Source organism: Mesorhizobium sp. M1088 (assembly GCF_040318575.1).
In the GTDB taxonomy this organism is placed as follows: Bacteria; Pseudomonadota; Alphaproteobacteria; order Rhizobiales; family Rhizobiaceae; genus Mesorhizobium.
Map to the genome: position 1 here is coordinate 255,297 of NZ_JAMYMO010000005.1, position 22,456 is coordinate 277,752.

General features: G+C 64.0%; 20 protein-coding genes and 1 riboswitch. Of the genes, 11 read left to right on the top strand and 9 right to left on the bottom strand.

Features of this window, described 5'->3' with window-relative positions; all coding sequences use genetic code 11:
- Positions 1-5: 5 nt before the first annotated feature.
- Positions 6-650, bottom strand: coding sequence for a thiamine diphosphokinase (locus NKH49_RS09345; RefSeq protein ID WP_352613415.1), 645 nt, complete (start codon positions 648-650; stop codon positions 6-8).
- Between the two features lie 127 nt (positions 651-777).
- Positions 778-892, top strand: a riboswitch (TPP riboswitch).
- Between the two features lie 43 nt (positions 893-935).
- Between NKH49_RS09345 and thiB the strand changes: the two genes are divergently transcribed.
- From thiB to NKH49_RS09365, 4 genes are all read left to right on the top strand, one after another.
- A complete protein-coding gene (gene thiB / locus NKH49_RS09350) occupies positions 936-1,949 on the top strand; it encodes a thiamine ABC transporter substrate binding subunit (RefSeq protein WP_352613417.1) in 1,014 nt (337 codons plus the stop codon).
- A gap of 488 nt (positions 1,950-2,437) precedes the next feature.
- Positions 2,438-4,057: a thiamine/thiamine pyrophosphate ABC transporter permease gene (gene thiP, locus NKH49_RS09355; protein WP_352925944.1), complete on the top strand. Its 1,620-nt coding sequence runs from the start codon at positions 2,438-2,440 to the stop codon at positions 4,055-4,057.
- A complete protein-coding gene (gene thiQ / locus NKH49_RS09360) occupies positions 4,054-4,845 on the top strand; it encodes a thiamine ABC transporter ATP-binding protein (RefSeq protein WP_352613421.1) in 792 nt (263 codons plus the stop codon). Before thiP ends, thiQ begins: the two co-directional genes overlap by 4 nt.
- A 253-nt stretch (positions 4,846-5,098) precedes the next feature.
- The gene (locus tag NKH49_RS09365; protein ID WP_023680559.1) at positions 5,099-6,568 is read left to right on the top strand and encodes a M48 family metalloprotease; all 1,470 of its coding nucleotides are present in this window, start codon (positions 5,099-5,101) and stop codon (positions 6,566-6,568) included.
- A gap of 13 nt (positions 6,569-6,581) precedes the next feature.
- Here NKH49_RS09365 and NKH49_RS09370 read toward each other — a convergent pair whose 3' ends face one another.
- A complete protein-coding gene (locus tag NKH49_RS09370) occupies positions 6,582-7,439 on the bottom strand; it encodes an RNA polymerase factor sigma-32 (RefSeq protein WP_254816490.1) in 858 nt (285 codons plus the stop codon).
- 128 nt (positions 7,440-7,567) lie between these two features.
- Between NKH49_RS09370 and NKH49_RS09375 the strand changes: the two genes are divergently transcribed.
- The 4 genes from NKH49_RS09375 (at position 7,568) to NKH49_RS09390 (ending at position 10,108) form a co-directional block, all read left to right on the top strand.
- Entirely contained in the window at positions 7,568-7,768 is a 201-nt protein-coding gene (locus tag NKH49_RS09375; RefSeq protein ID WP_352613423.1) for a hypothetical protein, read from the top strand.
- Positions 7,765-8,538 (top strand): amino acid ABC transporter substrate-binding protein, encoded by a 774-nt coding sequence (locus NKH49_RS09380; protein WP_352613425.1) that lies wholly within the window; start codon positions 7,765-7,767, stop codon positions 8,536-8,538. Before NKH49_RS09375 ends, NKH49_RS09380 begins: the two co-directional genes overlap by 4 nt.
- A gap of 122 nt (positions 8,539-8,660) precedes the next feature.
- The gene (locus tag NKH49_RS09385) at positions 8,661-9,341 is read left to right on the top strand and encodes an ABC transporter permease subunit (protein WP_352471183.1); all 681 of its coding nucleotides are present in this window, start codon (positions 8,661-8,663) and stop codon (positions 9,339-9,341) included.
- Entirely contained in the window at positions 9,338-10,108 is a 771-nt protein-coding gene (locus tag NKH49_RS09390; RefSeq protein WP_352613427.1) for an amino acid ABC transporter ATP-binding protein, read from the top strand. Before NKH49_RS09385 ends, NKH49_RS09390 begins: the two co-directional genes overlap by 4 nt.
- Before the next feature lie 80 nt (positions 10,109-10,188).
- On the opposite strand, the gene NKH49_RS09395 is transcribed toward NKH49_RS09390, so the two are convergent.
- The 6 genes from NKH49_RS09395 to NKH49_RS09420 form a co-directional block, all read right to left on the bottom strand.
- Positions 10,189-10,770, bottom strand: a complete 582-nt coding sequence (locus NKH49_RS09395; protein WP_006327799.1) for a CarD family transcriptional regulator — start codon at positions 10,768-10,770, stop codon at positions 10,189-10,191.
- A 368-nt stretch (positions 10,771-11,138) separates the two neighbouring features.
- Positions 11,139-11,477, bottom strand: a complete 339-nt coding sequence (gene fdxA, locus NKH49_RS09400) for a ferredoxin FdxA (RefSeq protein ID WP_292664799.1) — start codon at positions 11,475-11,477, stop codon at positions 11,139-11,141.
- Between the two features lie 148 nt (positions 11,478-11,625).
- Positions 11,626-12,012 carry an RNA-binding S4 domain-containing protein gene (locus NKH49_RS09405; protein WP_352613430.1) on the bottom strand — a complete coding sequence of 129 codons (387 nt, stop codon included), beginning with the start codon at positions 12,010-12,012 and terminating at the stop codon, positions 11,626-11,628.
- Positions 12,013-12,024: 12 nt separating this feature from the next.
- A complete protein-coding gene (locus NKH49_RS09410; protein ID WP_352925947.1) occupies positions 12,025-15,432 on the bottom strand; it encodes a helicase-related protein in 3,408 nt (1,135 codons plus the stop codon).
- A 730-nt stretch (positions 15,433-16,162) separates the two neighbouring features.
- Positions 16,163-16,888, bottom strand: coding sequence for an acetoacetyl-CoA reductase (phbB, locus tag NKH49_RS09415; protein ID WP_352613434.1), 726 nt, complete (start codon positions 16,886-16,888; stop codon positions 16,163-16,165).
- Positions 16,889-16,993: 105 nt separating this feature from the next.
- The gene (locus NKH49_RS09420) at positions 16,994-18,178 is read right to left on the bottom strand and encodes an acetyl-CoA C-acetyltransferase (protein ID WP_352540282.1); all 1,185 of its coding nucleotides are present in this window, start codon (positions 18,176-18,178) and stop codon (positions 16,994-16,996) included.
- 278 nt (positions 18,179-18,456) lie between these two features.
- On the opposite strand from NKH49_RS09420, the gene phaR reads away from it, so the two are divergent.
- Entirely contained in the window at positions 18,457-19,065 is a 609-nt protein-coding gene (gene phaR, locus NKH49_RS09425; protein ID WP_023678449.1) for a polyhydroxyalkanoate synthesis repressor PhaR, read from the top strand.
- Positions 19,066-19,138: 73 nt separating this feature from the next.
- On the opposite strand, the gene NKH49_RS09430 is transcribed toward phaR, so the two are convergent.
- Positions 19,139-20,287: a citrate/2-methylcitrate synthase gene (locus NKH49_RS09430; RefSeq protein ID WP_352613557.1), complete on the bottom strand. Its 1,149-nt coding sequence runs from the start codon at positions 20,285-20,287 to the stop codon at positions 19,139-19,141.
- A 92-nt stretch (positions 20,288-20,379) separates the two neighbouring features.
- On the opposite strand from NKH49_RS09430, the gene NKH49_RS09435 reads away from it, so the two are divergent.
- A complete protein-coding gene (locus NKH49_RS09435; RefSeq protein WP_352613436.1) occupies positions 20,380-21,468 on the top strand; it encodes a citrate synthase/methylcitrate synthase in 1,089 nt (362 codons plus the stop codon).
- Positions 21,469-21,669: 201 nt separating this feature from the next.
- Positions 21,670-22,452 (top strand): 3-hydroxybutyrate dehydrogenase, encoded by a 783-nt coding sequence (locus NKH49_RS09440; protein WP_352489286.1) that lies wholly within the window; start codon positions 21,670-21,672, stop codon positions 22,450-22,452.
- Positions 22,453-22,456: the final 4 nt, after the last annotated feature.

The following is a 22,456-nucleotide window of genomic DNA, read 5'->3' on the forward strand; positions in this document are numbered from 1 at the left end:
TGGGCTCAGCTTTCCGGAAGAGGGTAGGGATGCGCGAGCAGCAGCGCCCGGCCGCTGGCCAGCGCGATTTCCAGCCGGCCCCTGACCTCGTTGGAAATGGTCAGCGACGAGCCGAACGCAACCTCGACATGGTCGAGCGGCCATTTGGCGCCGGTGACTGTCAGGCCGGCGAGATCCGAGAAGCCGAGCACCGAAAACAGCGTGCCGTCGGCATAGTCGAAGCCAGTCTTTCCAGGCAGCAAGGGAATGCCTTCCTGTGCGCCGCTGGTCAAAAGCACTTCCGTTCCGCCTTCCGCCAGCCGGACGCTCAGCGCCAGATGCAGGAAGATGTGGTCGGTGCGTTTGCCGCCGAAGGCGCCTGCGAGCACAAGGCTTGTCGCACCGCGTTCGAGCGCGGCGGCGATAGCGAGTTCACCGTCGGTCTTGTCCTTTTCAGCGGGAAATACCTGCCGTGGCACGGCGGCCAGATCTTCCGGCAAATCGGCAGGCACCGAATCGAAATCGCCGACCCAGAGTTCCGGCCTCAGGCCCAGCATGCGGGCATGACCGATGCCGGCGTCGGCGGCGATGACGCGCGAGCCTTCGACCTGGCGGTCGAGCAGCGGTGTGCGGATGAGATCGCCGCCAAGCAGGATGGTGAATGTGCTCATATCTCGTGGCCCTTACCAGCCCTGCCCCGGAAACGGAAGATGAAACGGCAGACGAAACGGAAGGCTGGGCTTTGGATGCCCGGCAAACTTCCGCTTGCGCAGCACTTCGGCCGGGCCTATGTGTCGCAACGCTCTAACGGGGTGCCGGACGCGATTTTCGCGGACCGGCTGAGAGGCAAGACTGCCAACCCGCTGAACCTGATCCGGTTTGTACCGGCGGAGGGATTAGACGTTTCGGACAGCCCGACGCCTCAATTCCTTTCAACGCGAACGAAGGAGGCGCCGATGCGCAGTTTTTTCCACTCTCTTGTCTCAATTGTCCTGCTTGCGGCATCCGCGGTCGCCCTGCCGGGGCAGGCATCGGCACAGGATAGACTGACGGTCTATACCTATGAAAGCTTCACCGCCGATTGGGGTCCGGGACCGGCGGTGAAGAAGGCCTTCGAGGCCGAATGCAGTTGCGTCGTCGAATTCGTCTCGGTCGCCGACGGCGTGGCGCTGCTCAACCGTGTGAAGCTGGAAGGCGCCGCGACCAAGGCCGATATCGTACTTGGCCTCGATACCAACTTAACCGCCGACGCCAAGGCAACCGGCCTGTTTTCGCCGCACGGCGCCGTCTCGGGCGTCAATGTGCCGGGCGGCTGGAGCGACGATATTTTCGTGCCGTTCGACTATGGCTATTTCGCCGTCGTCTACGATACCGAAAAACTGCAGAGCCCGCCGAAGAGCCTCAGGGAATTGGTCGAGGGCGATGCCGGAGAGAAGATCGTCATCCAGGATCCGCGCACCTCGACGCCGGGCCTTGGCCTGCTGCTGTGGGTCAAATCGGTCTATGGCGACAAGGCGCCGGAAGCCTGGGCCAAACTCAAGGCGAAGGTGCTGACGGTAACGCCGGGCTGGAGCGAGGCCTACGGCCTGTTCACCAAGGGCGAGGCGCCGATGGTGCTGTCCTACACCACCTCGCCGGCCTACCACATGGTCGCCGAAAACACCGAGCGCTACCAGGCGGCGTCCTTCGAGGAGGGCGAATATCTGCAGATCGAGGTTGCGGGGATCACCACCAAGGGCGCGAAGAACCCGCTGGCGGAAAAGTTCATTGCCTTCATGACCGGACCGAAATTCCAGGATGTCATTCCCGAAACCAACTGGATGTTCCCGGCCGGCAAAACCGACGAGCCGCTCAACCCGGCGTTCGACAAGCTGGTCAAGCCGACCAAGACCCTGCTGTTCAGCCCGGAAGACGTCGCGGCCAACCGCAAGGCCTGGGTCGATGAGTGGCTTGCGGCGATGAGCAGGTAGGGCTCAAGCCTCGTCGGATGTTTGCGCCAAGCCACCCCCCTCTGGCCTGCCGGCCATCTCCCCCTCAAGGGCACGGCTATCGCAGATGGAACGCCGAGGCTTTCGCTCTACGACGTACCCCCACCCCTAACCCCTCCCCACAAGGGGGAGGGAGACTTCCGTTGGCACTGACCTCGGCAAATTGTCTGCCTTTCGGCGCCAAAAGGGGAAGTAAGGGCATGCGGCAGCGTTCCCTCCCCCTTGTGGGGAGGGTTAGGGTGGGGGTCCAACTTCGTAAGAATCCAAATGCGATAGCCCTGCCCTCAAGGGGGAGATCGGCAGCTTTGTCGCCTCTCCTCGTCCTGCCACTTGTGAGATTGGCGAAGGCGGCTGAGTGCGCAATCTCCCCCCTTGAGGGGGAGATGGCCGGCAGGCCAGAGAGGGGTGGGCTCGGCCATTGTCAGGTATTTCCTTCGATCAACACCTGTCGTAGTGTCGGGTAGCACGACATGCGTACGCGTCATCCGGCCGATCCCCGCGTCACTGCCGGCATCGTCGCGCTCGCCGCCGTCGCGCTGCTGATCGGCGGGGCATTCGCCGGGCTCGTCGTCGAAGCCACACGCGACCTGTCCGGCGCCGCCGCCGCTTTCGATTCCTATCTCTTGCGCGTCGTCCGTTTCACGCTCTGGCAGGCTCTGCTGTCGACCCTGCTCTCCGTTGCACCGGCGCTGTTCATCGCGCGCGCCCTGTCGCGGCATCCACGTTTTTTCGGGCGAGGCTTCATCCTCCAGCTTTTCGCCGTGCCACTGGCGCTGCCGGCCATTGTTGCCGCACTCGGTGTCTTGGCGCTCTATGGCCGCGCCGGCTATTTTGCCGGCACGCTCGGCGCGCTAGGCGGCCAGAGCTGGCCCGGCATCTATGGCCTGTCGGGCATACTCGTTGCCCATGTCTTCTTCAACCTGCCGCTGGCGACGCGGCTGTTCCTGGAGGCGTTGCAGACCGTGCCGGCTAACCAATGGCGGCTGGCGAGCCAGCTTGGCATGGGGGCTGCGCCGGCCTTCCGGCTGATCGAATGGCCGCCGTTGCGTGCGGCCCTGCCGGGCGTTGCCGGGCTCGTTTTCATGCTGTGCATCACCTCCTTCACCATCGTGCTTACGCTCGGCGGCGGGCCGCGCGCGACGACGCTGGAGGTTGCCATCTACCAGGCGCTGCGTTTCGACTTCGACCCGGCGCGGGCGGTGACGCTGACCTTGCTGCAGATTGCCCTGACCTTCGTCGTCGTGCTGGCCTTGACGCGGCTTGGCGCCAATATGACCGGCGACGCCAATCTGCCGGTGGCGCCGCGCCGGTATTTTTCAGCCGGTGCGGCCGAGACCGTGCTGAACGCGCTGGCGATCGGGCTCGCACTGCTGTTTGTCGCCGGGCCGATGGCGGCCACGCTGGCAGCCGGGCTTGGCGCCGATCTCGGCCGCCTGGCCGGCGAGAGCGCGGTGCGGCAAGCGACGGCGACCAGTGCCGTGCTCTCCCTCCTGTCGGCGCTGCTCTCTGTGGCGTTGTCGCTGTCGCTGGTGATGGCGCGCCGGGCGCTGGCGCTCACCCGGCGGAGCGGCAGGAGGACGCTGCTCGAACACCTGGCCGACACCGGTGCGGGGTTCGTCCTGGTGGTGCCGCCCATCGTCATCGGTGCCGGCTGGTTCTTGCTCCTGCGCACCGTCGGCGATGTCTTTGCGATCGCCCCTGTCATGGTCGTTGCGGTCAATGCAGTGATGGCGATGCCGTTCGCCATCCGCGCCATCCGCCCTGCCTATGACGCGGCGAGCGAACGCCACGAACGGCTCTGCGCACAGCTTGGCATCTCGGGCTGGAACCGGTTGCGGCTGGTCGACTGGCCGTCGCTGCGGCGGCCGCTCGCCACCGGCTTCGCGTTCGCCATGGCGCTGTCGCTCGGCGATCTCGGCGTCATTGCGCTGTTCGGCAGCGATTCCGTGCAGACCTTGCCCTATCTGCTGCTGGCGCGCATGGGCAGTTACCGCACCGAGGATGCCGCCGGCCTGGCGCTGCTGCTCGGCCTTGTCTGCCTGGCGCTGGTGTTGGCCGCGGACTGGCTGGGAAGGAGGGAGAAATCATGATGCCGATCAGCCCGGAACGGTCCATTTCGGTGGAAAAAGGCGCGGCCGTGCGGCTCGATAATGTCTCGTTCAGCTATGGTGAAACGCCGCTTATATTCGATGTCGATTTCCCGGCGTCGGAAATCACCGCCATCATGGGGCCGAGCGGTTCGGGAAAGTCGACGCTGCTCAATCTGGTGGCCGGCTTCGAGACGCCGCGGTCGGGCCGCGTGCTGATCGGCGGCGCCGACGTCAGCACTGCGCCGCCATCAGCGCGGCCGGTATCGATGGTGTTCCAGGAAAACAACCTGTTTGCCCATCTGTCCCTCGAGCAGAATGTCGGGCTCGGCCGCTCGCCTTCGCTCAGGCTGAGCGAGGCTGACCGCGCCGCAATCGCCGCAGCGCTGAAGCGCGTCGGCCTTGCCGGCAAGGAAAGCCGGCTGCCGCGCGAACTCTCCGGCGGCGAGCGGCAGCGCGTCGCGCTCGCCCGGGTCCTGGTGCGCGACCGGCCGGTGCTGTTGCTCGACGAGCCGTTCGCTTCGCTCGGACCGGCACTGCGCGACGACATGCTCGACCTGGTGGCCGACGTCCATTCGGAGCAGCGCATGACGGTCTTATTCGTCACGCACCAGCCGGACGATGCGCGCCGTATCGGCCAAAACATGGTTTTCCTGGATGGTGGCACGGTTGCCGCGACCGGCACCGCGGCCGATTTTTTCGTCGGGGCTGGACCGGAGGCATTCCGACGCTATATCGGCTCGGGTCCGTTTGCGGCTGGATCACGAGATGTTGCCCGGAAGCGGACATAATTTATGGTCAAACCGGCGGAAGGCGAAGCGGCGCTTGCTTGCCATGGTCGAGGTAGTGTGGCTAGGTCCGCCAGGAGCTGGTCCGGCCTAGGCCGTGATTTGCCCTTGCTGCCTCGTATCTGTCGGACGCACGAAGGACGCCGTAGCACTTGATTTGCGCGTGATGCTTTCCGGAAATCGCGCCCGATTTTCGCGGTCACGTGCCAGGACTTGAAAGGAAGCCGATCTGCCGACCGGCATCGACAATCGGAGGGTGAAACCGCTGGCGCGCTTTCTGGCGCTGGCCGGTCTTGCCGTGGCGCTGGCAAGCTGCCAGATGTTCACGCCTCCCGACGTGCAGGAATCAGGCTTTCAGCCCTCAGACAAGCCGATCACGGTCGACAATGTCGCCGCCAACGGCAAGCTCGCTCAACTGGCGAAGGCGCAGCACCCGCGCATCCTCGCCACCTATGGCGGCGAGTATTCCGACCCCAAGCTCGAGCGCATGGTGGCCAAGATCGTCGGCAGACTGACCGTGGTGTCGGCCAACCCAACCCAGACCTACCGCATCACCATCCTCAACTCGCCCAACGTCAATGCCTTCGCGCTGCCGGGCGGCTATCTCTACATCACCCGCGGGCTGCTGGCGCTGGCCAACGATTCCGCCGAGCTGGCCGCCGTCATCGCGCATGAGATGGGCCACGTTACCGCCAACCACGGCCTGCAGCGCCAGCAGCTGGAAGCCGAAGAGGGGTTGGCGACCAAGGTCGTTTCGGACGTGCTCGGCGACAACCCGACGGCCAAGGCGGCGCTGATCCGCGGCAAGCTGAGGCTGGCCCAGTTCTCGCGCAATCAGGAGCTGGAGGCCGATGCCATCGGCATCAAGTCGATCGGCGAAGCCGGTTTCGACCCCTACGCCGCCGGCCGCTTCCTGCAGTCGATGTCGGCCTATACCGATTTTCGCTCGATCAGCGGCGCCACCGACGCCAGCCTCGACTTCCTGGCGACGCACCCCAACACGCCGCAGCGTATCGATCTCGCGCAGCGCCACGCCCGCCAGTTCGGCGCGCCTGGTGTCGGGTCGCGCGACCGCGATTCATTTCTTGCCGGCGTAGACGGGCTGCTTTACGGCGACACGCCGGAGGAAGGCTACGTGCGCGGCGAAACCTTCCTGCACCCTGGCCTCGGTGTGTCGTTCTCGGTGCCCAACGGTTTCGTCATCGACAATTCGGCGGCGGCGGTGACGGCGACCGGCCCGGGCGACATGGCGATCCGCTTCGACGGCGTTTCGATCGACAAGAACCGCTCGCTGACCGACTACATCCGCAGCGGTTGGGTTGCCGGCCTCGACGACAGCAGCGTGCGCCAGGAGACGATCAACGGCAACGAAGCGGCAACCGCGCATGCCGGCGCCGATGGCTGGCAATTCGATATTGCGGTGATCCGCGCCGGCGGCCAGGTCTACCGCTTGCTGACCGCGGCACCTTCGGCCAGCACCTCGCTGAGCACGGTGGCGCGCTCGGTCAGCGGCTCGTTCCGCATCCTGAGTGCTGCCGAGAAGGCAGCACTGAAGCCACTGCGTATCCGCATCGTCACGGTGCAGCCCGGCCAGACAATGGGCTCGCTGGCCGCACAGATGGTCGGCGTCGACCGCAAGCTGGATTTGTTCAGGGTGCTCAACGCGCTGTCGCCGGGTGCCGCGGTTTCGGCCGGCGACAAGGTCAAGATCGTCACCGACAAATAGCAGGCGACGCGATTCAGGCTGCGAGAAATTCCGGATTCTGCTTTACCAGCGCTGCCTTGAGCTTTTCCATGGCGCGCGCCTCGATCTGCCGGACACGTTCCTTGGAGATGCCGAGCGTCTCGCCGAGCGCTTCGAGCGTCGCGCCCTCGTCGCTCAGCCGGCGTTCCTCGATAATCCTGAGCTCGCGCGCATTGAGAGCGCCGAGTGCCGTCTTCAGCCACACCGAGCGGCGTTCGACGTCGATCGTATCGCCGACGACCTCATCGGGCAGCGGGTCATCCGAAACCAGGAACTCCATCCGCTCGGTTGCGCCCGCATCGTCGGCTAGCGGCGTGTTGAGCGAGCTGTCCGGCGCCGAAAGGCGGGAATCCATCATCGCCACATCGGCCTCCGATACCCCGAGAGCCGCCGACACTTCGCGGTAGAGCGTGGCATTCGACGTCTGCTCGGCGCCGTTTGCCAGGCGGGCGCGCAGACGCCGCAGGTTGAAGAACAGCGCCTTTTGCGCCGAGCTGGTGCCGCCGCGCACGATCGACCAGTTGCGCAGGATATAGTCCTGCATCGAGGCGCGAATCCACCAAGTCGCGTAGGTCGAGAACCGCACCTCGCGCTCGGGTTCGAAACGGGCCGCGGCCTCCAGCAGCCCGACATGGCCTTCCTGGATCAGGTCGCCCAGCGGAAGGCCGTAGTGGCGAAACCGCGACGCCATGGAAATGACCAGCCGCATATGCGCGACGGTGATGCGGTGCAGCGCGTGCTGGTCATTGTTTTCCTTCCAGCGCAGCGCCAGGAGATGCTCTTCGTCACGTTCCAGATAAGGGGCTTTCATCGCCGCGCGAACCATGGTCCGTCCTGCACTGTCTTCCATCATGCCGCGCTCCTGCTTCAGGCGTTGCGGTGCGATCGAATCGTGAGTTGGCGCCGATGGTTGAAATGGCGGCGCCGCGCCCTACAACAGCGAAGAACGTGCCATGCGGGGGAATGTTCCCCCGGACTGTCATGTCGATTGCGCTGTTCCAGGCGATTCGCCGCCGGCCCTTGACTCAGCCGGATGGCGCCGGGAGATGCTGGTTGAGAATTGGATTTCAAGGGCGCGGGATTTTTGAAATTCAGTTTCTTATTCTGGCATCGCGCATCTGTCATTTTCCGGCACTCGCAATGACGCCGGACACCGGCCAAGGACGGATCACAGAAAAATGAAATGGCTCAAATCGCTCATCATCGCCGGAACGCTGCAGGTTCTGGCCATCGCCGCCGGTCACGCCGGCGCCAATCTCGACCAGATCAAGCAGTCCGGCGTCTTCAAGGTCGGCACAGAAGGAACCTATGCGCCCTTCACCTATCATGATGCTTCCGGCGCGCTGGTCGGCTTCGACGTCGAGATCGCGCGGGCCATCGCCGAGCGCCTCGGCGTCAAAGCCCAGTTCCTCGAAGGCAAATGGGACGGGCTGATCGCCGGTCTCGACGCCAACCGCTACGATGCCGTCATCAACGAGGTCGGCATCACCGAGGCGCGCAAGGCCAAATATGATTTCTCCGATCCTTACATCGCCTCCAAGGCAGTGCTGATCGTGCGCGGCGACAACACCGACATCAAGGCTTTCGCCGATCTCAAGGGCAAGAAGGCGGCGCAATCGCTGACCTCGAATTTCGGCAAGCTGGCTGAAACCAATGGCGCCGAGCTCGTCGGCACCGACGGCTTCGACCAGTCGATCCAGCTGCTTCTTACCGGCCGCGCCGACGCCACCATCAACGACAGCCTGTCCTTCCTCGACTTCAAGAAGCACAAGCCCGACGCCAATGTGAAGATTGCCGCCCAGGAAGAAAACGCCGACTATTCTGGCGTCATCGTGCGCAAGGGCGATCCGGAACTGGTGGCCGCCATTAATAAGGCGCTGGCCGACATCAAGGCCGACGGCACCTACAAGAAAATCGCCGACACCTATTTCGGCCAGGACGTTTCGAAGTAAAACGGCTTTCTCGTGTGGGCCGAACGCCGGCCCGCGTCGTTCATATCGCGGCGAGCTGTCTTTTGACGGCCCGCCGCTTTCGCGTGATATGAGCGACGGCAATCTGGCAAGGAGGAGCCTTCGTGCCGCACTGGCTGCAATTGATGCTGGAATCCCTGCCTACGCTGCTATGGGCTGCACTGATCTTCACCGTGCCGCTGACGCTGCTGTCGTTTGCATTCGGTCTTGTACTAGGCCTGGTTGTGGCGCTTGTCCGGCTGTTCGGTCCCAAACCGCTGGTCGCCGTGGTCCGCTTCTACGTCTGGATATTCCGCGGCACGCCGCTTCTCGTGCAACTGTTCCTTATCTTCTACGGCCTGCCATCGGTCGGCATCCTGCTCGACGCCTTTCCGGCAGCACTGATCGGCTTCACCTTGAACATCGGTGCTTATTCGTCGGAAATCATCCGCGCCGTCATCGGTTCGGTGCCGAAGGGTCAGTGGGAAGCGGCCTATTCGATCGGCATGACCTGGGCCCAGGCAATGCGGCGCACCATTCTTCCACAGGCGGGGCGCGTCGCCGTGCCGCCGCTGTCCAACACCTTCATCTCGCTGGTCAAGGACACTTCGCTCGCCGCCGCCATCACCGTGCCGGAGATGTTCCAGGCAGCGCAGCGCATCGTCGCCACCACCTATGAGCCGCTGATCCTCTATGTCGAGGCAGCGGCCCTCTATCTGATCATGAGCTCGGTGCTGTCGGCCTTGCAGGCGCGGCTGGAAACGCGGCTCAACCGTTATGGCGGCTTCCTGGAGGCGCGCGCATGATCGGCCTCACCAACATCGAAAAGCGTTTCGGCGACAATCTTGTGCTGAAGGGCGTGACCGTCACCATCGAGGAAGGCAGCGTTACGGCGCTTGTCGGACCGTCGGGCGGAGGGAAGAGCACGCTTTTGCGCTGCATCAACCTGCTCGAGCTGCCGACTTCAGGCACGGTACGGATCGGCGACGATGCACTCGAATTCCGCCCCGGCGGCAGGGTCTCGACCAGGGATATCCAGCGGCTGCGGCTGCAGACCGGCATGGTGTTCCAGAATTTCCAGCTGTTTCCGCATCGCACCGCGATCGAGAACATCATGGAGGGGCTGGTGACGGTGCTGAAATGGCCCAAGGAGAGGGCGCGCGAACGGGCGCTGGCCCTGCTCGAAAAGGTCGGCATGGCGCACAAGGCCGATGCCTGGCCGGCGACGCTGTCAGGTGGCCAGCAGCAGCGCGTGGCGATTGCCCGGGCGCTGGCGCCTTCGCCGAAAGTCCTGCTCTGCGACGAGCCGACCTCGGCACTCGATCCGGAACTGGCGCAGGAGGTGGTCGATGTGCTCGGCAAGCTCGCCAGCGAGGGCACGACCATGGTGATGGCGACGCATGATCTGCGGCTCGCCTCCAAGATCGCGCGGGAAGTAGTGTTCCTCGATGCCGGCAACATCGTCGAACAAGGGCCGGCCGCGGTGCTGTTCAGCAATCCGGAGCGCCAGCGGACCAAGCGGTTCATCGCCACGCTGAAGCACGAGGCGGAAAGGGAGGGCAGCGAAGGTTAGATATGCCTCGTCGCCGGTCAGCTAAGACAAAAAAACCCGGCGCGAGGCCGGGTTTTTCTGAATTCGAAGACGAGAAAAGCTCAGGCGGCTTCTTCCTGCTCGGCTTCCTCGTTGTCGGCCTTAGCGCCGCGCTTCGGGCCCTTGTTGAGGTTCACCTCGATGAGGCGGACCGCTTCGGTCTCCGACATGCGGTTGACGGCCGCGATCTCGCGGGCCATGCGGTCGAGGGCCGCCTCGTAGAGCTGGCGCTCGGAATAGGACTGCTCCGGCTGGTTATCGGCGCGGTAAAGGTCGCGCACCACTTCCGAGATCGAGATCAGATCGCCGGAGTTGATCTTGGCATCATATTCCTGGGCACGGCGTGACCACATGGTGCGCTTGACGCGGGCGCGGCCCTGCACGACCTTCAGCGCGCGCTCGACATAATCCTCTTCCGACAGCTTGCGCATGCCGATCGAGGTCGCCTTGGCGACCGGCACCTTGAGGCGCATCTTGTCCTTCTGGAAGTCGATGACGAACAGCTCCAGCTTGTGGCCCGCGACTTCCTGCTCATCAATCGAGACGATCTGGCCGACACCATGCGCCGGATAAACGATGTATTCGCCGGTCTTGAAACCGTGGCGCGCTGCGGTGGACTTCTTCTGCGGGGTGATCGTTGCCATTACGCCCTGAACTCCTTGTTGTGGTACCGGCATCGTGCCGGCCCGAACTCGTGCGACCGGGGTGACCGGTCCTTAGCCACACAACGATGAACTCACCGGAAAGGCCAGGACCGGCAAATCGCAACATTGCGACCGCCTGCCCCAGATCGCTCTGGTCCGGATTGAGAAATTCACCTTTCAGTGATTTGGGGCGTTTGCGCCATAAATCGACGTTGTGTCACCGGCATGTTTGGCTCATATAGCACAAAAAGTCGGAAGAATCAAGGTTTTGCTGCACGCGCGAAGGCCGCGCGCCGTCGCCGCCTGTCAAGGCAGTTAATGTATCACGTCTGTTACGCGGCGTCAGGCCACCGCAGCCGGCAGGCTCGTCAGTCGCCTTCGCCGGGCTCCGGGGAGAAATATTTCTCGAACTTGCCAGTTTCGCCATCGAAATTTTTAGCGTCGGCCGGCGGCTCCTTCTTGGCGGTGATGTTGGGCCATTTCTCGGCATATTCGGTGTTGATCTGCAGCCATTTGTCGAGACCCGACTCGGTGTCGGGCTTGATTGCGTCGGCCGGGCATTCCGGTTCGCAGACGCCGCAATCGATGCACTCGTCCGGGTGGATGACGAGCATGTTCTCACCTTCGTAGAAGCAGTCGACCGGACAGACCTCGATGCAGTCCATGTATTTGCATTTTATGCAATTGTCGGTCACGACATAGGTCATTGGTCGGCTCCGGGACGTCCCATTTTGTTGGGCTTTTTTGGTGAGGTAACGCCTTTGTCCGCTGGTGGCAAGGGCGGCCCCTGCCAGCGGTGCCGCGGTTTCCGGAATGGAATTCCGGAAGGCCGGCAAAGCGGGCGTTCGACCTTGCTCAATCGTCGCCGAGCAGGTGGTCGGTCTGGCGGCGTTCCTTCTTCGTCGGGCGACCGCTGCCGGCCTCGCGCAACGGCGGCACCGCATCCGGAAGCGCCTCGCCCTTGGGCGCGGGGGGCGGCGACATGTCCTCGTAGAGCAGGCGGGCCTCTTCGGGCGGGCCACGCCGTACGCCGGTGCCAAGGACCTTCCAGACGAAGATCCGCCGCTCCAGCGTGATGGTCAAAACGTCGCCCGGCCGGACCGTGTCGGAGGCCTGCGCTGCTTTGTCGCGATTGATGCGGACGCGTCCGGCGACGACCAGCTTGGCTGCCAGCGTGCGCGATTTTACCGCGCGCGAGAAGAACAACCACTTGTCGATGCGCTGGCGGGCATCAGTGACCATTGGACGAGCAGCTTACTTCTTCAGCTGGTCGCGCAACGCGGCGAGCTTGGCGAAGGGCGAGTCCGGGTCGAAGCGGACCGGGCGTTCCTCACGCGGCTTTGGCTGGAAGGCGGGTTTTGCGCCTTGGGCGCCGCCTTTGCCGTCCTGCCGGCCAGCCTTCCAGTCGGGCCGGTTTTCGCGCCGGTCCGGGCGTTCACCTTGCGGCTTGCCGGCGCGCTGCTCTACCGCCTCGCCTTGCGGCCTGGGCTTGAACTTGCTGCGATCGAAGCGCGGCTTGCCGGCGCCGTCGCGCTGGTCGTGGCGCCCCTGACGGGCGGGCCGGTCGCCCGGCGTCGCTTGCCCGCCGGCATCTACCGGCGCATCGCTGCGGCTGTCCGGCGCAGCTTGACCACTGCGCGCGCGATTGTCCCGATGATTGTCCCGGGGGCGGTTGTCATGCTGGCGATGACGCGGGCGCTGGTCGAAACGACCCTGCCGCCACAACAGGATGGGTTTTGGCTCCTCGGCTTCTGGAGCAGCTTCGCCGGCGATGGCTCCTGCCGTCGCTGCAGGTTCGGCCGGCGATGCTTCCGTAGTGTCGGAAACCGGCGGCTCTGCCGGTGCCGCAGCCTCAGTTTCCGCCCCAAGTTCCGCCCTTGGCTCGGCCGCTGGTTCCGCAGGCGCTTCAGCAGTCGCCTCCGCGGCGGGCCGGGTCTCTTGCGTGACTTCTGCCGCAGCTTCAGGGGCTGGAGCTTCCGCGACAGGCTCTGCCGTCGCTTCGGTCACAGCTTCGGCCGCCGCCTCCGCAACAGGAGCCGCATCCGACACAGGTTCCGAAGCCTCCGCCGGCGGCTCTGCCGCGGCAGATGCTTCCGCCATCCTCGCCTGCTCGACGCGCGCAGTCTCTTCCGCCGCCTGCTTTGCAGCGGCAGCTTCACGCGCGGCATTGTCCTGTGCTTCGAGCCGCGCCTTGACCTCGGCCGCCGGTTTGGCATCGGCGCGATAGCCGAGTCCCTTCAGGATTTCTTCCATGTCGTCGGCGGTGGCGCCGAGAATCGACATCATCGGCGGCGTCACCATGAAGGACTGGCCGTCATAGGCGCCGTCGGGGCGAGGGCCGAGGCCCGGCTTCCAGTTGGTCGCCGGCCGGATCAGGTCGGCCAGCCGTTCGAGAATATCGACGCGTACAGCACGCCGGCCAAGATTGCGGTAGCCGGCAAGCTTGTAGAAGGTCTTGTCGAAGGTCGGATCGATGACCACCGAGGTGCGGCCGGAGGCCAGTGCGTGAACGACATCGCCGAAGCCGGGCTTGTCCTTGCCGTCGTTTCTCAGCGCCCACAGCAGCGTTATCAGCCCGGCCGGCGCCGGTTTGATCAGCGCCGGCACGAAGACATGGTAGGCGCCGAAGCGCACGCCGAGACGGCGAAGCGCCGCGCGGCCTTCCTGGTCGAGCGACTTCATCTCGTCGGCGATGTCGCGACGGTTGATGAGGCCGAAATGCTCGACAAGCTGGAAAGCGATGCCGCGGCCGATGCCGGTGATCTGCTCGGCATTCTTGAGATCGACCAGCGGCTTCAGCAGGGATTCGATCTGGAAGTTTACGAAGCGCTCGGCGCGCGCCGCAACCTTGTCGCGTGCCGGGCCGGTGAGTTGCTCGTCGGCCAGCAGAACCAGACGCGGCTTCAAAGCGTCTTCGCCGGCGACCAGCGTGCCGATCGGCGCGCCGATCCAGCGCAGCGTGCCATCCGAACCCAGCGCGATGTCGCCATTGGCCGAGGCGCCGAAGCGCTCGGCCCGCGCCTCGAACTCGGCGGCAAGCGCCTTCTGCGCCGCCGCCCGCACCGCCTTGGCGTCTTCGCCGCCGGCGCTCTGGTCGGCGGTGAAGCGGAAACCTTGCAACTCGCCGACGTGATGGCCTTCGACGAGGACGGTTCCGGTTGGGCTGATTTCGGCTTCAGGCATCGTGTTTTCTCTAAGGCGCCGCATGAGGACGGAAGTCCTGCGGTCTACAAAACGTTTCGTCAACCGCTCATGCAGCGCATCCGACAATCTGTCTTCGATTTCGCGCGTCTTTTCCTGCCAGTGTGCCCGATCGGCCAGCCAGCCGGGCCGGTTGGAAACGAAGGTCCATGTGCGGATCTGGGCAATCCTGTGCGACAGCGTGTCGATGTCGCCTTCGGTTGTGTCGGCACGGCGCACTTGCTCGGCCATGTAGTTCTCGTCGACATGGCCATGCCTGGCAAGGTCCATGTAGATGGAGGCGATCAAGTCGGCGTGCTGGGCCGGCGCGATCTTCCTGTAGTCGGGCAGCGCGCAGGCTTCCCACAGCAGCGCCACGCGCCTGGCATCGGTGGTGAGTGCCCGGACGTCCTCGTCGCGCGACAGATGCTCGAGCGCCTGCGCGTCTACTGCCGGCAGCGCGCGCGTCAGGCCTTCGACCGGAGCGTTGGTCTCAATCGAGCGCTTCAGCGCATCAAGGTTGGCGAAATCGCAATGCGCGGTGCGCCACTGCAGTACTTTCACCGGGTCGAAATCATGCGCCTCGATTTTGTTGACCAGTTCATCATCCAGCGGATCGACCTGGCCGGTGACGCCGAAGGTGCCGTCGCGCAGATGCCGGCCGGCGCGGCCGGCAATCTGGCCGAGCTCGGCCGCCGTCAGGTTGCGGTACTGGTAGCCGTCGAATTTGCGGTTCTGGGCGAAGGCGACGTGGTCGAGGTCGAGGTTGAGGCCCATGCCGATGGCGTCGGTGGCGACGAGGTAGTCGACGTCGCCCGACTGGAACAGCGCCACCTGGGCGTTGCGGGTGCGCGGGCTGAGTGCGCCGAGCACGACGGCGGCACCGCCCTGCTGGCGGCGGATCAGCTCGGCGATGGCATAGACCTCGTCGGCCGAGAAGGCGACGATCGCCGTGCGCCGCGGCAGGCGGGTCAGCTTCTTCGAACCGACATAGGCAAGATGCGAGAGGCGTGGTCGCGTCACCACCGACACGCCCCGCAGCAGGCGCTGCAGAATGCCGTGCATGGTGGCCGCGCCCAGCAGCAGCGTCTCCTGGCGGCCGCGCAGATGCAGGATGCGATCGGTGAAGATGTGGCCGCGTTCGAGATCGCCGGCGAGCTGGACCTCGTCGATGGCAACGAAGGCGGCGTCGGTCTCGCGCGGCATCGCTTCCACGGTGCAGACCGAGTATTTCGCGCCCGCCGGCTGGATCTTTTCCTCGCCGGTGATGAGCGCCACCTTATGGGCGCCGACCTTCTCGCAGACGCGCGTATAGACCTCGCGGGCAAGCAGCCTGAGCGGCAGGCCGATGACGCCGCTTTCGTGCGCCACCATGCGTTCGATGGCGAGATGGGTCTTGCCGGTGTTGGTCGGGCCGAGCACGGCCGTCACGTCTCGACCCGACAGGATCAGCGGTTCAGTATGTTTCGGATGGATGTTCATCGGCCTGGAAATAAGGCTCTCTGCCTCGCATTGTCGGGAGCGCGCCCATATTGGCCGCGTATGACAGGCGACACATAGGGATTTCGGGCGCGAAGCGAAAGCGGAATATGCCGAGGGCAGGCCGATTGGTTGGTTCGAAGCCAGAAAATCTGTTCCCGATTAACAGTTGGAACGAGTCTGGAACGAATCAGCGACGAATCACTGACTCGCGCTGATTCAGGGTTTGTTCACGGCTACATCTGGGTTTTCTGTCGACATACCTCACCACATGCTGAATCACGGAAACTGGCCCGATTTATGCAAGCGGCATCCAAGCGAGCACTGCGGTTAACCTTTGCCGGTGAATGGTCGTGGCTGGCCACCTGCTTCGCACAACATTATGAAATTATTGATGTTTCCTAATGCGCTTTAATCATTTCGCGGGTGTTTTCAGCTCTCGCCGTTAACGCTCCGCTCAAAGCCGGAACGAATCGGCGACGAATCAGCGATAGCTGAAGTTTCTTGGTTTGTTCACCGCAACATGTTGTGTCGTGAACAGCTTTTCCACCGAGAATCCACAGGCTGCCGGGCGGCTTTTGCACAAGCTGCGAGTTTGCCGTTAACCTTTGCGTGCCGGATTGGGGCAGCGTGCTGCATCGAGATCTTGCAACGGGAAGACCGCTATAGAAACGGGCCGTTTTGCAGGCCCGTTCGTCCAAGCGAGGATCTGTCTCAACGTAAAGACAAACGATCAGGCGACGTACTGGCCGCCATTGGCTGATATGGTCGAGCCGGTGATGAAACCGGCATCGTCGGAAGCGAGGAAGACGACGCAGCGCGCGATCTCCTCCGGCTCGCCGAGACGGCCGACCGGGATGTGCGGGATGACGCGCTCGTTGAGGACCTTCTCGTCCATTGCCTTGACCATCTCGGTGGCGATGTAGCCGGGGCAAATGACGTTGACGGTGATGCCGGCGCGCGCGCCTTCCTGGGCCAGTGCCTTGGTGAAGCCGATATCGCCGGCCTTCGAGGCCGAATAATTGACCTGGCCGACCTGGCCTTTCTGGCCGTTGATCGAGGAGATGGTGATGATGCGACCGAACTTGCGGTCGCGCATGCCGCCCCACAATGGATGCGTCATGTTGAAGACGCCGGAAAGGTTGGTGTCGAGGACCTCTTTCCATTGCTCGCGCGTCATCTTGTGGAACATCGCGTCGCGAGTGATGCCGGCATTGTTGACCAGCACCGAGACGGGACCGAGATCGGCTTCGATCTGTTTGATGCCGGTGGCGCAGGCCTCGTAGTCGGCGACGGACCATTTATAGACCGGGATGCCGGTCGCGGCGTTGAACTTTGCCGCCGCTTCTTCATTGCCGGCGTAGTTTGCGGCGACCGAATAGCCGGCGCTTTTCAAGGCGACCGATATCGCCGCGCCGATGCCGCGCGACCCGCCTGTGACGATTGCAACCTTTGTCATATGTCCTCCCGGGAAATGCAGATGACTGAGCGTTGAAGCGGTGGGGGTTTGCCCTCTATTCCCTACTCGCTTTGCGCCAGCATCCTATTCGTATCGCTTATCTCATCACAATGCTTCCACGCACATGGCAACACCCATGCCGCCGCCGATGCACAGCGTGGCAAGGCCTTTCTTGGCACTTCTGCGGCGCATCTCGTAGACCAGCGTGTTGAAGATGCGGGCGCCCGAGGCGCCGACCGGATGGCCGATGGCGATGGCGCCGCCATTGACGTTGACGATGGCCGGATTCCAGCCCATGTCCTTGTTGACGGCGCAGGCCTGCGCGGCAAAGGCCTCGTTGGCTTCGACCAGATCGAGGTCGCCAACCGACCAGCCGGCCTTGGCCAGCGCCTTGCGCGAGGAGGGGATCGGTCCCGTCCCCATGATCTGCGGGTCGACACCGGCGGTCGCCCAGGAAACGATGCGCACCAGCGGTGTGATGCCGCGCCTTGCGGCTTCCGCTTCGGTCATCAGCACCACGGCGGCGGCGCCGTCGTTGATGCCGGAAGCATTGGCAGCAGTTACCGTGCCTTCCTTGTCGAAGGCGGGCTTGAGCTTGGTCATGGCATCGATTGTCGCGCCGTGGCGGATGTATTCATCCTGGTCGACGACGGTGTCGCCCTTCCTGCCCTTGACTGTAAAGGCAACGATCTCGTCCTTGAATTTCCCGGCTTTCTGCGCGGCCTCGGCCTTGTTCTGGGAAGCCAGTGCGAACTGGTCCTGGTCGTCGCGGGTGATCTGGAACTGGCGGGCGACGTTCTCAGCGGTGTTGCCCATATGATAGCCATAGAAGGCATCGGTCAGGCCGTCCTTGATCATGGTGTCGATCAGCTTGAAATCGCCCATCTTGACGCCACCGCGCAGATGCTGTGCATGCGGAGCCATCGACATCGATTCCTGGCCGCCGGCAACGATGATCCTCGCGTCGCCCTGGGCGATCTGCTGCATGCCGAGCGCGATGGCGCGCAAGCCCGAGCCGCAGAGCTGGTTCAGGCCCCAGGAGGTCGCCTCCTGCGGTACGCCGGCAGCCATTGCCGCCTGCCGCGCCGGGTTCTGCCCTTGAGCCGCGGTCAGAATCTGGCCGAGAATGACCTCGTCCACCTCCTTGCCGTCGACGCCGGCACGGACCAGCGCTTCCCTGACGGCGACGGCACCCAATTCATGGGCTGGGGTGTTGGCGAAGGCGCCGTTGAAGGAGCCGACGGGCGTGCGCGCTGCACTGGCGACAACGATGGCGTTGGAAGCGGACATGTTCTTCTCCAGGCTTTCGGGGAACGATTTCGGGTGCCGTCGGGGACTTTTCTTGCCCTTTCCACAACCCGAGTCAAACCCGAAATGGGCATGGCGTCCCACTCCCGCAAGTATGCCGCCCGTCGCTGCGACGGCGGCCCGTCCGTGCTGCGCAGCATAAAATGTTCCCGCACTGCACAAACTGCTTGGATTCATGGCGCTTTTGCGCATATCCTTTAAAAAGGCGCAATCGTTACCGGCGGCTTACTTAAGCTGCCCGGTGTCCGGGGAGGATGCAGATGGCCGCAAAAGACGAACCTATTGTTATCAAGAAATATGCCAATCGCCGTCTCTACAATACGGGCACCAGCACCTATGTGACGCTCGAGGATCTCGCTGAAATGGTCAAAAGAGGCGAGGACTTTACTGTCCAGGACGCCAAGACCGGTGACGACATCACGCATCCGGTACTGACCCAGATCATCTTCGAGCTGGAGAACAAGGACGGGCAGAACATGCTGCCGATCCCGTTCCTGCGTCAGCTCATCGCCTATTATGGCGACCAGATGCAGATGATCGTGCCGAGCTTTCTCGAGCAGTCGATGCTGGCCTTCTCGAAGGAGCAGGAGCGCTTTCGCGAGCAGATGAAAGATGCCCTCGGCAAGTCGCCGATGGACATGATGAAGATCGCTACGCCGATCAAGGTGCTGGAGGAGCAGACGCGGCGTAACATGGAAATGTTCCAGAACGCCATGCGGCTGTTCACGCCGTTCCCGCCCGCGGGCTCGGCGCCGGCAGCAGCGCCGGCCGAACCGGCCAGGAAGGAAACGCCGGAAAAACCCGACGACCTCCAGGAGCTGAAGGAGCAGATCGCGGCGATGCAGCGCAAGCTCGACACGATGTCCTGACTGCCGGCTGGCGAAGTGCAGCGTCGGACCTTCCTTCAGGTGCTGCTGAGACTTCGCAAGCAGCGCGGCTAGACTAGAGCTGCTCCGGCAGCGGTCCCTGGTAGCGGGCGCGTGGCCGGATCAGGCCGCTGCTCGTCACCTGCTCCACGGCATGCGCGGCCCAGCCGACGCTGCGGCCGAGCGCGAACAGGCGGAACGGCGCATCGGACGGCAAACGGAGACCGCGCGTCAGCGCGGCCAAAGCGAAATCGACGTTCGGGCGCATGCCCGTTGCCGCAAAGGCCGCATCGCAAAGCCGTAACAGCCCATCATCGACATCTATCGCGGCCAGCAACGGTTCCGCACGCGGATCGCCGTCGGGATAAAGCGGATGGCCAAATCCGGGCAGCGGCCTGTCGTGACCGAGCCAGCGTCCGACAGCCGCATCCGGCCCCAATCTCTGCGCATCTTCCGCCAGCATCATGACCGCCTCTGCGGCGCCGCCATGACGCGGCCCGGAGAGCGTGGCGAGGCCGGCAAGCAGGCAGGCCGAAACAGGTGCGCCGGTGGACGCGGCGACCCGTGCGGCGAAGGTCGATGCGTTCAGTTCGTGATCGGCCAACAGTACCAGTGAGCGGCGGATCAAGTCTGCGCCGGCCGCATCGAGCGACCATCCCCGCGCCAGCCTTTCGTGCACGGCACCAGTTCCGGGAATCGCGCCGAGCGCCTGGGCCAAAGCGGCGATGGCGCCGGCCGCATCGTGGTTGAGCGAAGCCGATCTTCGGCCGAGCGAAGGCCGGCCGTTGGCCGCCAACGCGGCCAATTCCGCGAAGGCAGCCGGCCGGCCAGTTGCGCCGTTGCCATGGCGGCTCGCCGAGACGAACGACACCGGTGCGTCAGATGCCCAAAGCAGGTTTGCCGTCTGCTCCAGCGTGGCAGCCTCGCAGAGAGCAACCGCATCCTGGCCGCGATAGACAAGGCGGCCATGCAAAACGGTCGAGATCGTGGTGGCGATCGCCGGCTCACCCCAGGCAATTGCACTTTCGGCGATTGCCTGCGGATTTCGGCCACGAGCCCGGCGGCTCGCCAGCGCCGCGATGTCGTCGGCGCGATACTGACTGCGGCGTGGATCCGCCCGGTCCGGCCGCACGCCGATGCGTCCGCGGCTGACATAGGCATAGAGGGTCTGGGCGCGCACCTTGAGACGCTCCAGGGCTTCGTCCCGCGTCAGCCACTCCGTCATGTCAGCCTTGGCATATTGATTCAGTTGATCAAGATTGATGGTCCAGTCACCAACCCTTATCTTCCACCCGGAAAGGGTCAAGGAGAAAACCAATGGCGAATGGGCTCGATGATGTGGTGGCGGCGGAAACGGTGCTCTCCGATGTCGACGGTCTTGGTGGCCGCCTGACCATCCGGGGCCATTCGTTGCCCGAACTGGCAGGCCGCTGGAAATACGCCGAGGTGGTTCATCTGCTGTTCGACGGCTTTTTCGACGATCTTCCCGACGGCAGGGAGCTGGCGAACGCGATCGGTCGGGCGCGCAGCGAAGTGTTCGAGCAGATCAAACCCTTGCTGCCGTTTCTCGCATCCGTCGATATCTACAGCGCGATGCGCGCCGGTATTGCCCTGCTGCCGGATGGTGACAAATTGTCGGACGCGCTGCGGCTGGTTGCGGCACCCGCCGTGCTGACGCCGGCCTTGCTGCGCTTGCAGCGCGGCGAAAGCCCGATTGCGCCCGATAGCAAGGCCGATCATGCAGCCGACATGCTGCGGATGCTGACCGGCATTGTGGCCTCTCCTAAATTGGCGAAGGCGCTCGATGCCTATCTCGTGACGGTTTGCGACCACGGCCTCAACGCATCGACCTTCGCCGCGCGCGTGGTCGCTTCGACGCAGGCCGGGCTTACTTCGGCGGTGCTGGCCGGGCTCGGAGCGCTCAAGGGGCCGCTGCATGGCGGCGCGCCAGGTCCGGTGATCGAGATGCTGGATGCGATCGAGGCTCATGGCGACGCCGCCGGCTGGCTGCGTAGCGAGATCGCGCGTGGCCGCCGCATCATGGGCTTCGGGCATCGCATCTATCGCGTGCGCGATCCGCGTGCCGACGTGCTGAAAGCGGTGGTGCGTCAGCTCGGCGCCAAGGGCGAAGCCGGCCACCGGCTGGCCTTTGCCGAAAGCGTGGAGCAAGCGGCGCTCGAAGTGCTCCGCATCGCCAAGCCGTCGCGCTCGCTCCAGACCAATGTCGAGTTCTTCACAGCGCTCCTGCTGGAAGCGGCGGGCTTTCCGAAAGAGGCGTTCACCAACGTCTTTGCTGCCGGGCGCGTCGCCGGCTGGATTGCCCATGCGCGCGAGCAGCAAACGAGCGGACGGCTGATCCGGCCGCAGTCGCGCTATATCGGGCCGGTGCCGGACCTCGTCGCCTGAGGATTTTTCCCTCGCATACTTGCGAAAACCGGTCGCAACAGCCGGTGCCGAACACCTCTCTCGTCGGGACGAGAGAGGTCTACATGACAAAAATTTCATGTCATTGCTCCACACATCCGCTGTTCTTGGGTGACAGAGAGCCTATATGTTGCAGTGCAGCATGGTTCCACGGGAGCCCGCCTCGAAAGGAATAAAGCCGCCTTGACCGCCAGAAAAACCGCCATCGTCACCGGTTCCACCTCGGGCATCGGCCTGGCCATTGCCCACGCGCTCGCGGCCGAAGGCTGCAACGTCGTCGTCAATTCCTTTTCCGACACCGCCGACGATCACGCCATCGCCGACGCGATTGCGAAGCACCACGAGGTGAAGACCGTCTACGTCAAGGCCGACATGTCGAAGCCGGCCGAGTGCCGGGCTTTGGTGGCGAAGGCAGCCGAGGCATTCGGCTCGGTCGACATCCTGGTCAACAACGCCGGCATCCAGCATGTCGCACCGGTCGAAAGCTTCCCGATCGAGAAATGGGATGCGATCATAGCCATCAACCTGTCATCGGCCTTCCACACCATCGCAGCCGCCATCCCGTTGATGAAACAGGCCGGTGGCGGCCGGATCGTCAACGTCGCCTCGGCCCACGGCCTTGTCGCCTCGCCGTTCAAGTCGGCCTATGTCTCGGCCAAGCATGGCATTATGGGCTTGACCAAGACTGTCGCCCTGGAGCTGGCGCGCGACAAGATCACCTGTAATGCCATTTGTCCGGGCTATGTGCTGACGCCGCTGGTCGAGGCGCAGATCCCCGACCAGATGAAGGCCAACAAGATGGACCGCGAGACGGTGGTCCGTGAGGTCATGCTCGACAGGCAGCCTACCAAGGAGTTCGTCACCGTCGAGCAGGTTGCGGCGGCCGCGGTGTTCCTATGCTCGGATGCGGCGGCGCAGATCAACGGCACGCACATCTCTGTCGACGGCGGCTGGACCGCTCAGTGAGCCT

What these genes read in the sequence shown, in the direction of transcription:
- NKH49_RS09345 (WP_352613415.1), bottom strand. Translation starts at nt 650, where the DNA reads ATGAGCACATTCACCATCCTGCTTGGCGGCGATCTCATCCGCACACCG.
- thiB (WP_352613417.1), top strand. Translation starts at nt 936, where the DNA reads ATGCGCAGTTTTTTCCACTCTCTTGTCTCAATTGTCCTGCTTGCGGCA.
- thiP (WP_352925944.1), top strand. Translation starts at nt 2,438, where the DNA reads ATGCGTACGCGTCATCCGGCCGATCCCCGCGTCACTGCCGGCATCGTC.
- thiQ (WP_352613421.1), top strand. Translation starts at nt 4,054, where the DNA reads ATGATGCCGATCAGCCCGGAACGGTCCATTTCGGTGGAAAAAGGCGCG.
- NKH49_RS09370 (WP_254816490.1), bottom strand. Translation starts at nt 7,439, where the DNA reads ATGATGGAAGACAGTGCAGGACGGACCATGGTTCGCGCGGCGATGAAA.
- NKH49_RS09375 (WP_352613423.1), top strand. Translation starts at nt 7,568, where the DNA reads ATGTCGATTGCGCTGTTCCAGGCGATTCGCCGCCGGCCCTTGACTCAG.
- NKH49_RS09380 (WP_352613425.1), top strand. Translation starts at nt 7,765, where the DNA reads ATGAAATGGCTCAAATCGCTCATCATCGCCGGAACGCTGCAGGTTCTG.
- NKH49_RS09390 (WP_352613427.1), top strand. Translation starts at nt 9,338, where the DNA reads ATGATCGGCCTCACCAACATCGAAAAGCGTTTCGGCGACAATCTTGTG.
- NKH49_RS09395 (WP_006327799.1), bottom strand. Translation starts at nt 10,770, where the DNA reads ATGGCAACGATCACCCCGCAGAAGAAGTCCACCGCAGCGCGCCACGGT.
- fdxA (WP_292664799.1), bottom strand. Translation starts at nt 11,477, where the DNA reads ATGACCTATGTCGTGACCGACAATTGCATAAAATGCAAATACATGGAC.
- NKH49_RS09405 (WP_352613430.1), bottom strand. Translation starts at nt 12,012, where the DNA reads ATGGTCACTGATGCCCGCCAGCGCATCGACAAGTGGTTGTTCTTCTCG.
- NKH49_RS09410 (WP_352925947.1), bottom strand. Translation starts at nt 15,432, where the DNA reads ATGAACATCCATCCGAAACATACTGAACCGCTGATCCTGTCGGGTCGA.
- phbB (WP_352613434.1), bottom strand. Translation starts at nt 16,888, where the DNA reads ATGACAAAGGTTGCAATCGTCACAGGCGGGTCGCGCGGCATCGGCGCG.
- NKH49_RS09420 (WP_352540282.1), bottom strand. Translation starts at nt 18,178, where the DNA reads ATGTCCGCTTCCAACGCCATCGTTGTCGCCAGTGCAGCGCGCACGCCC.
- phaR (WP_023678449.1), top strand. Translation starts at nt 18,457, where the DNA reads ATGGCCGCAAAAGACGAACCTATTGTTATCAAGAAATATGCCAATCGC.
- NKH49_RS09430 (WP_352613557.1), bottom strand. Translation starts at nt 20,287, where the DNA reads ATGACGGAGTGGCTGACGCGGGACGAAGCCCTGGAGCGTCTCAAGGTG.
- NKH49_RS09435 (WP_352613436.1), top strand. Translation starts at nt 20,380, where the DNA reads ATGGCGAATGGGCTCGATGATGTGGTGGCGGCGGAAACGGTGCTCTCC.